This window comes from Deinococcus sp. Leaf326 (assembly GCF_001424185.1).
Classification (GTDB): Bacteria; Deinococcota; Deinococci; order Deinococcales; family Deinococcaceae; genus Deinococcus.
Window position 1 is genome coordinate 1 of sequence record NZ_LMOM01000046.1, and the last position, 10,865, is coordinate 10,865.

General features: G+C 59.3%; 12 protein-coding genes and 1 pseudogene. 11 read left to right on the top strand and 2 right to left on the bottom strand.

The features are described 5' to 3' along the window. The first annotated feature begins 138 nt into the window (after positions 1 to 138). The 5 genes from ASF71_RS23925 to ASF71_RS15020 all read left to right on the top strand — a co-directional run bounded on the left by ASF71_RS23925 (position 139) and on the right by ASF71_RS15020 (position 4,787). Positions 139 to 438, top strand: coding sequence for a hypothetical protein (locus ASF71_RS23925; RefSeq protein ID WP_156372854.1), 300 nt, complete (start codon positions 139 to 141; stop codon positions 436 to 438). Next, positions 425 to 991 (top strand): hypothetical protein, encoded by a 567-nt coding sequence (locus tag ASF71_RS25255; protein WP_056301789.1) that lies wholly within the window; start codon positions 425 to 427, stop codon positions 989 to 991. Before ASF71_RS23925 ends, ASF71_RS25255 begins: the two co-directional genes overlap by 14 nt. Positions 992 to 1,173: 182 nt before the next feature. Beyond that, a complete protein-coding gene (locus tag ASF71_RS15010; RefSeq protein ID WP_056301791.1) occupies positions 1,174 to 1,728 on the top strand; it encodes a hypothetical protein in 555 nt (184 codons plus the stop codon). A gap of 167 nt (positions 1,729 to 1,895) precedes the next feature. Then, positions 1,896 to 2,552, top strand: coding sequence for a host-nuclease inhibitor Gam family protein (locus ASF71_RS15015; protein ID WP_056301793.1), 657 nt, complete (start codon positions 1,896 to 1,898; stop codon positions 2,550 to 2,552). A gap of 60 nt (positions 2,553 to 2,612) precedes the next feature. Next, complete coding sequence (locus tag ASF71_RS15020) at positions 2,613 to 4,787, top strand: 3'-5' exonuclease (RefSeq protein ID WP_235514514.1); 2,175 nt, start codon at positions 2,613 to 2,615, stop codon at positions 4,785 to 4,787. 43 nt (positions 4,788 to 4,830) lie between these two features. On the opposite strand, the gene ASF71_RS15025 is transcribed toward ASF71_RS15020, so the two are convergent. Beyond that, on the bottom strand, positions 4,831 to 5,280 hold the full coding sequence (locus tag ASF71_RS15025) for a hypothetical protein (RefSeq protein WP_056301798.1): 450 nt from the start codon (positions 5,278 to 5,280) through the stop codon (positions 4,831 to 4,833). Between the two features lie 145 nt (positions 5,281 to 5,425). On the opposite strand from ASF71_RS15025, the gene ASF71_RS15030 reads away from it, so the two are divergent. From ASF71_RS15030 to ASF71_RS23935, 5 genes are all read left to right on the top strand, one after another. Next, complete coding sequence (locus ASF71_RS15030; RefSeq protein WP_056301801.1) at positions 5,426 to 6,232, top strand: sulfotransferase; 807 nt, start codon at positions 5,426 to 5,428, stop codon at positions 6,230 to 6,232. Between the two features lie 136 nt (positions 6,233 to 6,368). After that, complete coding sequence (locus ASF71_RS23930; RefSeq protein WP_156372856.1) at positions 6,369 to 6,887, top strand: SMI1/KNR4 family protein; 519 nt, start codon at positions 6,369 to 6,371, stop codon at positions 6,885 to 6,887. 152 nt (positions 6,888 to 7,039) lie between these two features. Next, entirely contained in the window at positions 7,040 to 8,548 is a 1,509-nt protein-coding gene (locus ASF71_RS15035; protein WP_369815005.1) for an ABC transporter substrate-binding protein, read from the top strand. Positions 8,549 to 8,605: 57 nt separating this feature from the next. After that, positions 8,606 to 8,764, top strand: a complete 159-nt coding sequence (locus ASF71_RS25840) for a hypothetical protein (protein WP_369815006.1) — start codon at positions 8,606 to 8,608, stop codon at positions 8,762 to 8,764. A 102-nt stretch (positions 8,765 to 8,866) separates the two neighbouring features. Further along, complete coding sequence (locus tag ASF71_RS23935; protein WP_156372857.1) at positions 8,867 to 9,523, top strand: hypothetical protein; 657 nt, start codon at positions 8,867 to 8,869, stop codon at positions 9,521 to 9,523. Between the two features lie 85 nt (positions 9,524 to 9,608). On the opposite strand, the gene ASF71_RS22940 is transcribed toward ASF71_RS23935, so the two are convergent. Further along, positions 9,609 to 9,977: an Imm8 family immunity protein gene (locus tag ASF71_RS22940; protein WP_082506075.1), complete on the bottom strand. Its 369-nt coding sequence runs from the start codon at positions 9,975 to 9,977 to the stop codon at positions 9,609 to 9,611. 368 nt (positions 9,978 to 10,345) lie between these two features. Here ASF71_RS22940 and ASF71_RS22945 point away from each other — a divergent pair. Beyond that, a pseudogene (locus ASF71_RS22945) lies at positions 10,346 to 10,865 on the top strand (IS5 family transposase); the annotation flags it as partial.

Genomic DNA, 10,865 nt, shown 5'->3' on the forward strand with positions numbered 1-10,865 from the left:
CACACCTCCAGAAGACCGCCTTTCGTCATTTTTGGCGATCCCCAAACCTGTTGAGGCTGTTCAGAACAGGGAAAACTGAAGTTGTCCTCTACTGAGCACGCCCTCCAGCTCCGCAAACTCAGCGGTCCTCCGCTCCGCGTGGCTGCGTTCAGACGCGAGCTGAAGCTGGGCCGTCAGGTCGTCTGCATCCACCGTGACCGTCCACGCGGCCCATGCCCGGCGGTTGCCCAGGACCCCGTGATCCTGACGGTCGAGCGCATTCAGACAAAGACCGTCCGCTTTACGGAGCCTGATGGCGAGTGGCGTTGGTTCAACTTCCCCACCCGCACGTGTGGGACACGCCTGGAGCGCCTGGAGGGCGGGTTCGTGCTACAGCATACCGAGGGCGACCGCCTGATCTTCCACTGGCTCGATGGTGCGACCCATGCCCAGGCCTAGGAAGACGCCCGAGCAGGCCTCTATCGACAACGCCAAGAAATTCAACGCCCGACAGCGCGCCGCCTTCCCGCTCTTCATGGGTGCCGGCCTCGAAGCCCAACTCCTCGAGCAAGGCCACGTGCGTGACCGTGCCCCCGACCACCAGCTGCGGCTCCAACAGGAGTTGTGGGACCGTTTTGCGGCGCATGACGATCATTGCCGCGTGGTCGGCGAGGCCTTGAGGCGAGAGATGAAGGCTGCCGCCCCGGAGACCTATCGCCAGGACCTTCTGCGCCTCCGGCATCTGCGCTTGCGCTACGGCTCTATGCGCCGCCCGGTCAACACGTGCGACTTCTGGCGCACCGCCCTGCGCAAATCACTGTCCACAGAGGAGTTCCAGGCTGTCGAGCGCCGGGCCGATCCGACCGCTGCCCAGCGCCAGGCCAACCAAGCCCACGTCACCACACGATTGGCCGCCCGTCTCCAGGCCGGTCAAGCCCGCGCAAACGTCCAACCCACCCTCTGGCAGGCTGCGGCAACCGCACGTGCAACCAGAACCGCCCACACCATGTGAAGAGGGAGGCCTCTTCCCTCCCACGCACTTCATCCCTCTCTACCGGAACGAGCGTTGCGCCAGAACACCCCAGTCCAGAAGTTCCCAACTTCAATCCTTCTTCGCTGGTGAATCACATGTCGTCGTCCGTTTTTCTGTCCGCCTTCCCCCTTCACCTTCATTCCACTCCCCGAGGTCACACCATGCGTAAATTCTTCTCGTCCACCCTGATCCTGATCGCCGCCCTCGCCGGAACGGCCAGCGCCGCTACGCCCACCACGGTCCTCAAGCTGCCCACCACCTGTACCGGCACTACGCTCGGCGAGCTCGTCGCCTGCCGCCTCTCGATCTCCACGCTCGTCGGCCGCGACAAGTACGCTACGGGCAGCGCCATCGAGGACAAGACCCGCGAGGCCGTCGTCATTACCAACGGCATCAAGGCCGGCGCGCCCCTGGGCATCTCCGAGGCCGCCGCCACCAGCTGGTGGGGCGCGCAGATCGAAGCCAGCAAGCAGATCCAGCGCGGCGTCATCACCGGCGCCGAGAATGCGGGTCTGCCGCGCGTCAACAAGGGGCCGAAGGTCGCCGATCTCCGCGGGGCGCTCGATACGCTCACCCTCAAGATGAACGCCCTCTACGGCAAGTCGTGCAGCGACCAGGTCATCACGGATGCCATCAAGGCCGATCCCAACGTGAACGTCCCTGCCCTGCTCACGGCGGCTGGGGGGCTCCCCCGCTGCGTCATCGCCACCCGCTAACGTCTTTCTCCCTCGGGTCCCCATGTGGGGCCTTTTTTCATGTCAGCACGTGGCCACGCTCCGGACACGCCATGCTGCCTCATGTCCCTGACGCCCTGTGCCAGTGCCCCACACGTCTCCACCCGGCGACCGCTCTCCCTCCCCGCCGCCGGCGGGAACCCTGCCGCATGATTGCCCCCATTGATCCGACCACCTACGCCGACGCCCTGGCCCGCATCCAGGCGCTCTGGAACGCCGGCGCCAGCCAGGTCGGCCACCCCGATCACGCCGAGTTCGAAGGGCTCTACGCCGCCCTCACGGTCTACGAGGTCGCCGAAGGCCTGAGTGCCCCCCAGCAGCAGTTCCAGATCGACACCCTCGACCGCCTCCAGTGGTTCGTCGGTAAGAAGGCTGATCTCCAGAGCCGCAAGGTCCGCCTCAGGGCCCAGTACGACGCCATGCTCCGCGACATCGAGCGCAATGAAGAACACCTCGACTGGCGCTACGCCGCGCAGGCCGAACAGGTCCTCCGGTCCAACCTCGGCAAGGGACGCAGCCTGAAGCTCCTGACCGGGACGGTGGGCCTGCGCAAGAGTGCCGCCCGTGTCGGCGCGACGGACGATGCCGCGCTCCTGCAGGCTCTCGAAGCCGCCGGGGGCGATCTCGCGACGGTGATCGAGCCCAAGATCAACCTCACGGCCCTCAACCGCCTGATTAAAGTCGAGGGTGACGTGGCCTACCTCGTCTCTGAGGGCACCGTGGCTGAGCTGCCCGGCCTGAGCATCAAGCCCGCCAGCGAGACCTTCTTCGTCAAAGCCGGCAAGGAAGGGGAGGATCAGGAGTAGTCACCCCCTATGCTGGGGCGAGGACGTCATGACTACTCTCTTCGATCCCCTGCTGAACGGATGCTGAACGGACACGACCCCACCCCAGGGATCGTGTCCGTTCATGCCGACCTCTCCGGCCAGGCCCTCATCTGGCGCCGTGAGAACGGGCAGGTCACGCTCGAACGCACGCGCTTTCGCTCCTGGCTCTATGCCCGCGATCTCGCCGACGTCGAGCATCTCGGCGCACGACTCGCCCCTGACGATGCCCAGGCTCCCTTCAGTGTCCGCGAGCTGCCAGGAGACCCAGGCAGTCTGCGGTACCTCCTCACTGCCCACGACGGCCAGGCCCTCCGCCGCGCGGTCCTCGCGGGCGCCTCCCGCCGTCTCGGCCGCCCCATCACCATGGCCTCCGGCCGCACGTACTTCAAGGGCATGGGCTTCGACGACCCCCACCGCCTTCAGTTCGATCTGGAGACCACGAGTCTCAGCCCGGAGACCGGCCGCATCTTCATGATCGCTGTCCGCGACAACCGCGGCTTCGAGCGTGTCCTCGAGGCACGCCGCGCCGTCCAGGAACCTGAACTCATCCAGACCTTGCTCAACCTGATCCAGGAACGCGACCCGGACATCCTCGAGAACCACAACCTCATGGCCTTCGATCTGCCCTTCCTGCTCGGGCGCGCACAGAGACATGGCCTGACCCCCTCCCTGGGTCGCTCGGGGGGCCCCCCTGGGGTGTGGAAGGTGCAGGACGGCCGCTCCTCCCCCCATTGGGCCTGCGCTGGCCGCGAGATCGTCGACACCATCGACGCGGTGAGACGACTCGACCTCCCGAGTGCCAGTCTCAAGGTCGTGTCCAAGCTGTTCGGCATCGCGCCCCCAGACCGGGTCTACATCGAAGGGGCTCAAATCGCCGAGACCTACCGCACCCACCCTGCGACCGTCCGTAAGTACGCCCTCCAGGATGTCGAAGAGGTCGAAGCACTCGCCCGGCGCGTTCTGGCGCCGTCCTTTGCCCTAGCCAAGATGGCGCCGCGTCCCTATCACCGGTTGCCTTACGCAGGCACGGCCACGGGCATGCTCGAACCCATGATGGTCCGCGCCTACCTCCAGGCGGGCAGGGCACTCCCAGGGACGCCAGAGCGAGCGGAGGAACCCCATCAAGGTGGGGCTGTTCATCTGTACGCCGAGGGCGTGCTCTCCCGCGTGGTGAAGGCGGACATTGCCAGCATGTACCCCAGCCTGATTCGCGCAGATCGCATCGGCCCAAAGAGCGATGTGCTCGGTGTTTTCCTGCACCTCATGGACCATTTCACCGCCCTGCGACTGGAGCACAAGGCCGCGGCACGGCGTGGTGAGCCCGGGGAGCACGACGCTATGCAGAGTGCCATGAAGCTCCTGGTCAATTCCGGCTATGGGTACATGGGCGCTGGCCGCCTCGCGCTGTTCCAGGACCGCACAGCCGCCGATCAGGTCACCCGGCGTGGCCGGCAGGTGCTCGCTCAGGTCGTCGAAGCCCTTCGCGCACGCGGGATGACCCTGATCGAGGCGGATACCGACGGCGTTTTTTTCTCCACGCCCGAGGCCTGGACGGAGGCCGACGAACGCCGCCTGATCGCCGACGTGGACGCCACACTGCCCGCCGGCGTCACCCTGGAGTTTGATGGCCGCGCCCAGGCCATGCTCAGCCACGAGATCAAGAACTATGCCCTGCTCCGGTACGACGATCGACTGGACCTGCGCGGCGCAGCGTTCGAATCCAGCCGCACGGAAGCCTATGGCCGGGCCTTCCTCCAGCAGGCCTTGCGCTGCCTGCTCTCCAGCAACGTGGCTGGAGTACGTCAGGCCTTCCTCGAAGCTCGGCACGCGCTCGAAGCGCGAACCTGCACCAATGCGGACGTGGCCAGTCGGGTGCGCCTGACGAAGTCGCCGGAGCAATACGCCGCCACGCGCGGCGGCCGCCGGGAAGCCACCTATGAAGCCCTCCATAGCCTGGGACGGTCCTGGCAGGCCGGCGAGCGGATCAGCCTCTACCACCGCGAGGGATCTGGCCTGACGCCACTCGACACGAATGCAGAAGGACGGGACTACGATGTCCGGCATTACACCGCTGCCCTGGTGGGGGCTTATGCGACACGGCTCCGCAAAGGCCTGGCGCCAGAGGATTTCAGTCAGATCTTCGACGCCTCCGCCCAACCTGGTCTTTTTGACCGTCCCTTCGAGGACATGCGGCCCAGATGGAGCCCGGTGTAAACACGAAGAGGCGACCACTCAGGCCGCCTCTCTTGTCTTCAGCTCACTTCTTCGTGGTCCGCCGTGCTTTCGGCGCTGGCTTAGCGCCCTTGCGCGAGTTGCCCAACGTCTGCCCCTTCTCGAAACTCGCCTGCAGTTTGCGGCGCGTCTCTTCCATCATGGCTGCGAAATCGACCTCGCCGGCCTCCACTGCTTCCAGGCTGACCTTCGGCGCTGCTGCACGCCGAGTGGGCGTGCTCAGCGTTTCATTCACGCCGTCGAACCATTTCTTATACGCTGGCGTGACATTCACGACCATCTCCTTGACGGTCCGCGTGTACGTTTCATCCGCACCCCGCCGCCGATATTCCTTGGGCAGTTCAAAGCGTTCGGGCAGGTCCGCAGCTTCGACCTCGCCGGCTCGCACCGCATCCCGGAACTGCTTATAGAACGCATCGCTGCGTTGCGGGTTGGTCAGGTTCTCCATCTGGGCGCTCAGCTTTTCATACGGCATGCATCAGTTATAAGCGGTGCCTGCTGAACAAACAAGACGCTTCCCTGAGAGAACGGTGGAACAACCCAGCCACTCCTTTGTCTTTGCACGTCGCCCACCCTCTTTGCTCTCCGTCTTGTGCTTCTCTCAGGAGTTGATTCCCGACATGACCCACCCCAATTTCATGATCATCGGCGCCGCGAAGGCAGGGACCACGTCCCTCTATCACTACCTCCGACAACATCCTCAGATCTACATGACCCCCACCAAAGAAACGAACTACTTCGCTTTGGCTGGTCATCCCCTGGACTACAGCGGCCCTGGGGACCAGGACTACATCACTCGGTTCTCGATTACGACGCCCGAAGGCTATGCCGCCCAGTTCGCCGACGTGCGGGAAGAACGCGCCATCGGAGAGGCCTCGCCGCTGTATCTCTACGATGCACAGACCCCCGCCCGGTTGAAGGCAGCCGTGCCCGATGTTCGGCTGATCGCGGTCCTTCGGGAGCCGGTGACGCGTGCGTACTCCGCGTTCTCCCACCTGATCCGCGATGGTCGTGAACCAGCCACGAGCTTCGCCGATGCCCTTGCCCTGGAAGAGGAGCGCATCACGGCGGGTTGGGAGCACATCTGGCACTACGTCCGCATGGGACGGTATGCCGGGCAACTGCGGCGCTATCAGGCTCTCTTTGCCCCCGAGCAGCTGCGGATCTACTTACACGACGATCTGCTGCATCGCCCTGCCTGGGTGATGCAAGACCTCCTGAGCTTCCTGGAGGTTGATCCCTCTGCGCTGCCGGATCAATCCGTACGACACAACGTGTCATCTCTGAGTCTCCCCCACTTGCCGCCGCTGCTGCCAGAGGTACACGAACACCTGGACGCCTTGTTTGCTCCAGAACGTGGGGAACTGGCTGAGCTTCTCGGTCGGGATCTCGGGCATTGGCGGGCACACGTGCTCACGAGTCGCTGAGGTCTTTCCTCAACTGCGCTAAACGCCTATGGACAGAGCGGTGAGCGGTACGGTTTGGGTGTAGTCGAGTCACTGATCTTCAAAGTGCTCTGGACTCAGGTGGAGCCCTTCTTGCCTTAACCATCGGGGAGATAACATGGCTAGTAAGATTCCAGGAAATATCATTCAAAATCTTATCAATCTTGACTTAAACCATAAACAAGAAGATTTATTAAGATTCAATTGTACAGAAAAATATTCTAGAGAGGATATTGTAAACTATTCTACCTCTACAGGAATAGTATTTCCTGACTTTTATGTTGATTTTTTAATCAATGTGGGTGCTTGTGAATTATTCACAAGATATGATAATAGAAATTGGGGTGGACGGACTATTATAGAAGTGACGGAATTTATGAGGTTACGAGATATTATAGACTATAATGAGGCCGTTTCGCCTGATTTGATTGATAATATAACAGAGTTTGTTGTTATTGGAATGAACAGCTGGCGAGATACTTATCTTGCCATAGATCTCAGACGGCAGTCGAATAACTTCGGAATATTCACGAGCGACTCTTATCCAGAGGAGTGGCATCTAGAGACAGACTGCTGGTACAATTTTGAGGATTGGCTAGTCCTCTTGATAGAAGGTAATGGTAGAATTCCAAGATAATTTAATTCTTGAATCATTAAGAGCGGTTTTCTTAAGACGTGACTTCAGTTATGAAATCTTCCAGCCCAAAAGACAAGACTGTTGTCCTATCGAGCACCTGATATTTTGTTCGACCTGAGGGCTGTTCCTTCCCTCAATGTCCAGGAGCGTTCATGCGTCCGTACACCACCACTTTGCTCGCCCTCACCACAGCCCTGTTCGCTTCTTCGGCCCCGGCAATCGCCCCAAAAGACACCCTGGTGCTGCAGCAGTCTGCCGATATCACCACCCTGGACCCCGCCCAGGCGTACGACGTCCCGAGTTTCGCCATCGTGGAAAACCTGTACGAGACCCTCGTGGCCTACCGGGGCAGCGACCAGACCACGTTACGTCCCCTGCTCGCGACGAAATGGACCATCCGCCCAGACGGTCGACAGTACACCTTCGACCTCCGGCGCAATGTCCGCTTCCACAGCGGTAATACGATGACCTGTGCAGACGCGGAATATACGCTCAGGCGCCTGCTGGTCACCAACAATGCCGACAGCGGCTCCTTCTTCATCTCACAGGCGCTCCTGGGCACCGAGAGCAACGCCAAAGACGACCCCAGTGTCACCTGGCCGAAGATCAGCCGCGCTGTCGCCTGCAATGCCGCAGGCCAACTCGTCCTCACCCTCCCCAGCCCTGACCCAGCCCTGCTGGCCAAACTCGCGAGCCAGAACACCAGCATCGTGGACCGCAAGCACGCCGTAAAGCTCGGCGAATGGGACGGAACCGGGAACACCTGGCAGCGCTGGATCGGCGAAGATCTCACCGACAGCGCCCTGAGCCGTCAGCCGAGTGGGACGGGCGCCTACCGCCTCGTGCAGCAGAAGGCACAGGCCGTATTGGCGACCCGTCACGACCCGTATTGGGGTGGGCCAGCACCCCTGAAAAACGTGGCCGTGCAGATCATCCCCGAGGAAGCCGCTCGATTGGCCAGCCTGCAGCGGTGTGACGCGGACGTCGCGGAAGCAGGCCTGCGCGCCATGCTGCCGCAGCTGCGTGCCCAACCCAACCTTCAGGTGCTGGATCACCTTCCCGATCTGGGCACCCCCGTCATGCTCATGAACGAGAACATTCAAGATCCAGTTCTGCTGGGCAGCGGCAAGTTGGACGGGAAAGGCATTCCCGCCAACTTCTTCGCGGACCTGAACGTGCGCCGGGCCTTCAACTACGCCTTCGACCGTGACCGCTACATCCGCGAGATCACCTCCGGGACGGGCCGCCCCCGGACCATGGCGTTGCCCTCCACCTTTTTGGGCTATGACCGTACGATTCCAACCTACCCGTACAACCGGACCAAGGCGATCGAGGCCTTCAAGAAAGCCTTCGGCGGGCAGCTCTGGAATACCGGGTTCGTCCTGAGCGTGAACTACCGTGCCGGCTCGACCTCGGGTCAGACCACGATGGAACTGCTCAAAGCCTCCATCGAGGCCTTGAACCCGAAATTCCGCATCAACATTCAGCCGCAGCCTTGGTCCGATCTCCTGGCCGCCAGCAAGAGTGGCAAGGCCTCCATGCTGACGTTGTCCTGGATTTCGGATTACGCCGATCCGGATAACGTCCTCTATGCGCTGTTCTCCAGCCAGGGCTTCTACGCCCCCCGGACCGGCTTCAAGGACGCGCAGGTCGACGCCTAGCTGGAGCAGGCACGCACGCTCACCGATCCGCAGCAGCGGGCCGCGCTGTACCGCAAAGTGGGCGCACGGACGCATGACCTCGCCACCTACATCCTGATTCCCGAGGAACCGGGCTTCCTGATCTCCTGCAAGGCGTTGAAGGGCATCAACCTCACCTCCTATAGCCCCCTGCTCAGTGGACTGACGGGGACCTACTGGAAACAACTCAGTAAGTAAGCTGAGTGAAATACCGCGGATAGGGTTTGATTCGCTCCCAAGCAGCCCAACATGTGCTTTACTAGCTAAAAAAGGTTAGGAATAAATCTTAATATGATAAAAATGGTTGTACTCGCCTTCTTAACTCTTGCTACGGCAGCTGTTGCTCAAACCTTAGATTGCTCCACTATTAATCTTGGACAACTTGGGAGACTAAGCTATACCGTTCTTGAAGTCCCTCCCAATCTATCAAAAAGAGAAAGTTACTCACTTGAAAGAACCATTATAGATTTTGAAGATTGTGGAGTTAAGATTATTGCCGATGGTGAAGGCTACGCTTCTGTAGTTATTGCAGATAAGAGGCAATTCTATAAACTGATTAGTATTCCCAATGCTACTATCAAGAATAGAGTCTCTTTCCCTATGGTAGGTGTAAATGTTTATGAATATCCTTCCACTAAAGAAGTCCTATATAGCAGGAACGCATGGCTCGTTCTGTTTGCGGATACAGGAAATTTAGGAACCTTCAGTCTTCCCGAAACAGCTTCTGACCTTGAGTTTCTGAAAGAAGCTACTATAAGTTACAAGGTGGATGGTGGGCCTTTAACACCTTTCTTCCACGAAGGTAAAGTTATTCGAGCCACTCTTCCTACTAATATAAAGACTTTGGATATATATGCTTCTAGATCTGACTATGATAAAGGCTTTGACAGGGTCAGGATAGACTTTGAGAATAGTAGTTATGAGCTCTGGAAGAAGTATCCCTTCCCTGCAAATTAAATATTTCCGAATACCCTAAATAATTACTCACCACGAGATCGAAAATTCGTGGTGAGTAATTATTTATTATCGGCCTCTTGTATGATTACTCGATCAGAGGACGATAGTTCTCAAATTCCCATCCTCCTATTTTACTAATCTGATAAGCTAAATCAGCCCAGTTCTCACCCGCACAAAGCGAAATATACCTCTCAATACACTCCTTTATGAGAAAGAAGTCATATTCAAGAAGGATAAGTATATTAGTGCCCCAGGTATAACCTTGGTGAGCATACTCTGTCTTTATCCAATCTGGTGAGCATATAAGAAGGTCGAAAATTTCGGAAGAGTTTTCACCTTTTGGGCCCACTAGTAACTGGACGGTCATGCCAAAGCTTCGCTCATCTTCTGGATAAAATTGCTCAAATGGGTAACTGAATTCTGTCGAAACGATCCCTTTTAGCTCAGCTTTCATCAATCACCCCACTTAGGATATGGTAACCACTCAGCGTAACAGGCTGTCAGGTGCGATTACTATCTTAGCGTATAACTGGCGGGTCAAATCTCTCGGTGACTGATCGCTTCACCGTCAACTCCTCTTCGCGGTGAGCTGCTCCATTCGCTGGAAGGCCGCTAAATGCCTTGTGGCGATTCAGACCTACACCATTCTCTGTAAGTATCGGCTACAGATCATCCGGAAATTCAGTGACAGTGTGCCGCCCGGCCGGGCGGCACACTCTTGTGATGCGGCTGAACGATGACCAGTGGGCCGTCCTGGCTCCTCTNTACAGATCATCCGGAAATTCAGTGACAGTGTGCCGCCCGGCCGGGCGGCACACTCTTGTGATGCGGCTGAACGATGACCAGTGGGCCGTCCTGGCTCCTCTGATTCCCCCTTCCATCAAACGCACCAAACGTGGTCGACCACGCCGGCCTGACCGTGAAGTTTTGGATGGCATCCTCTGGGTCCTGCGTACGGGAGCGCAGTGGGACGCTCTACCGAAAGGGGAGTACCCACCCAAGACCACCTGTCACGACCGCTTCCAGGATTGGAACGAACGCCAGGTCTTCCCGGTCATTCTGGCGGCACTCTACGAACTCTGCGAGGAGCAACAGCTCCTCGACCTGCGCGAAGCGTTCATYGACGGCACCTTCAGCGCTGCAAAAAAGGGGGCGCGGACGTCGGCYCCACCAAAAAAGGCAAAGGCACCAAGATCATGATCATGGTGGATGCGAGCGGCRCGCCGCTCGCGGTTCACACGTGTAGTGCCAGTCCAGCCGAGGTGACGCTTGTTCAGGACACGTTGGACGCCTCATTCGGTATGGATTTCCCCAATCGCCTGATCGGAGACAAGGCTTATCT

What these genes read in the sequence shown, in the direction of transcription:
- ASF71_RS25255 (WP_056301789.1), top strand. Translation starts at nt 425, where the DNA reads ATGCCCAGGCCTAGGAAGACGCCCGAGCAGGCCTCTATCGACAACGCC.
- ASF71_RS15010 (WP_056301791.1), top strand. Translation starts at nt 1,174, where the DNA reads ATGCGTAAATTCTTCTCGTCCACCCTGATCCTGATCGCCGCCCTCGCC.
- ASF71_RS15015 (WP_056301793.1), top strand. Translation starts at nt 1,896, where the DNA reads ATGATTGCCCCCATTGATCCGACCACCTACGCCGACGCCCTGGCCCGC.
- ASF71_RS15020 (WP_235514514.1), top strand. Translation starts at nt 2,613, where the DNA reads ATGCTGAACGGACACGACCCCACCCCAGGGATCGTGTCCGTTCATGCC.
- ASF71_RS15025 (WP_056301798.1), bottom strand. Translation starts at nt 5,280, where the DNA reads ATGCCGTATGAAAAGCTGAGCGCCCAGATGGAGAACCTGACCAACCCG.
- ASF71_RS15030 (WP_056301801.1), top strand. Translation starts at nt 5,426, where the DNA reads ATGACCCACCCCAATTTCATGATCATCGGCGCCGCGAAGGCAGGGACC.
- ASF71_RS23930 (WP_156372856.1), top strand. Translation starts at nt 6,369, where the DNA reads ATGGCTAGTAAGATTCCAGGAAATATCATTCAAAATCTTATCAATCTT.
- ASF71_RS15035 (WP_369815005.1), top strand. Translation starts at nt 7,040, where the DNA reads ATGCGTCCGTACACCACCACTTTGCTCGCCCTCACCACAGCCCTGTTC.
- ASF71_RS23935 (WP_156372857.1), top strand. Translation starts at nt 8,867, where the DNA reads ATGGTTGTACTCGCCTTCTTAACTCTTGCTACGGCAGCTGTTGCTCAA.
- ASF71_RS22940 (WP_082506075.1), bottom strand. Translation starts at nt 9,977, where the DNA reads ATGAAAGCTGAGCTAAAAGGGATCGTTTCGACAGAATTCAGTTACCCA.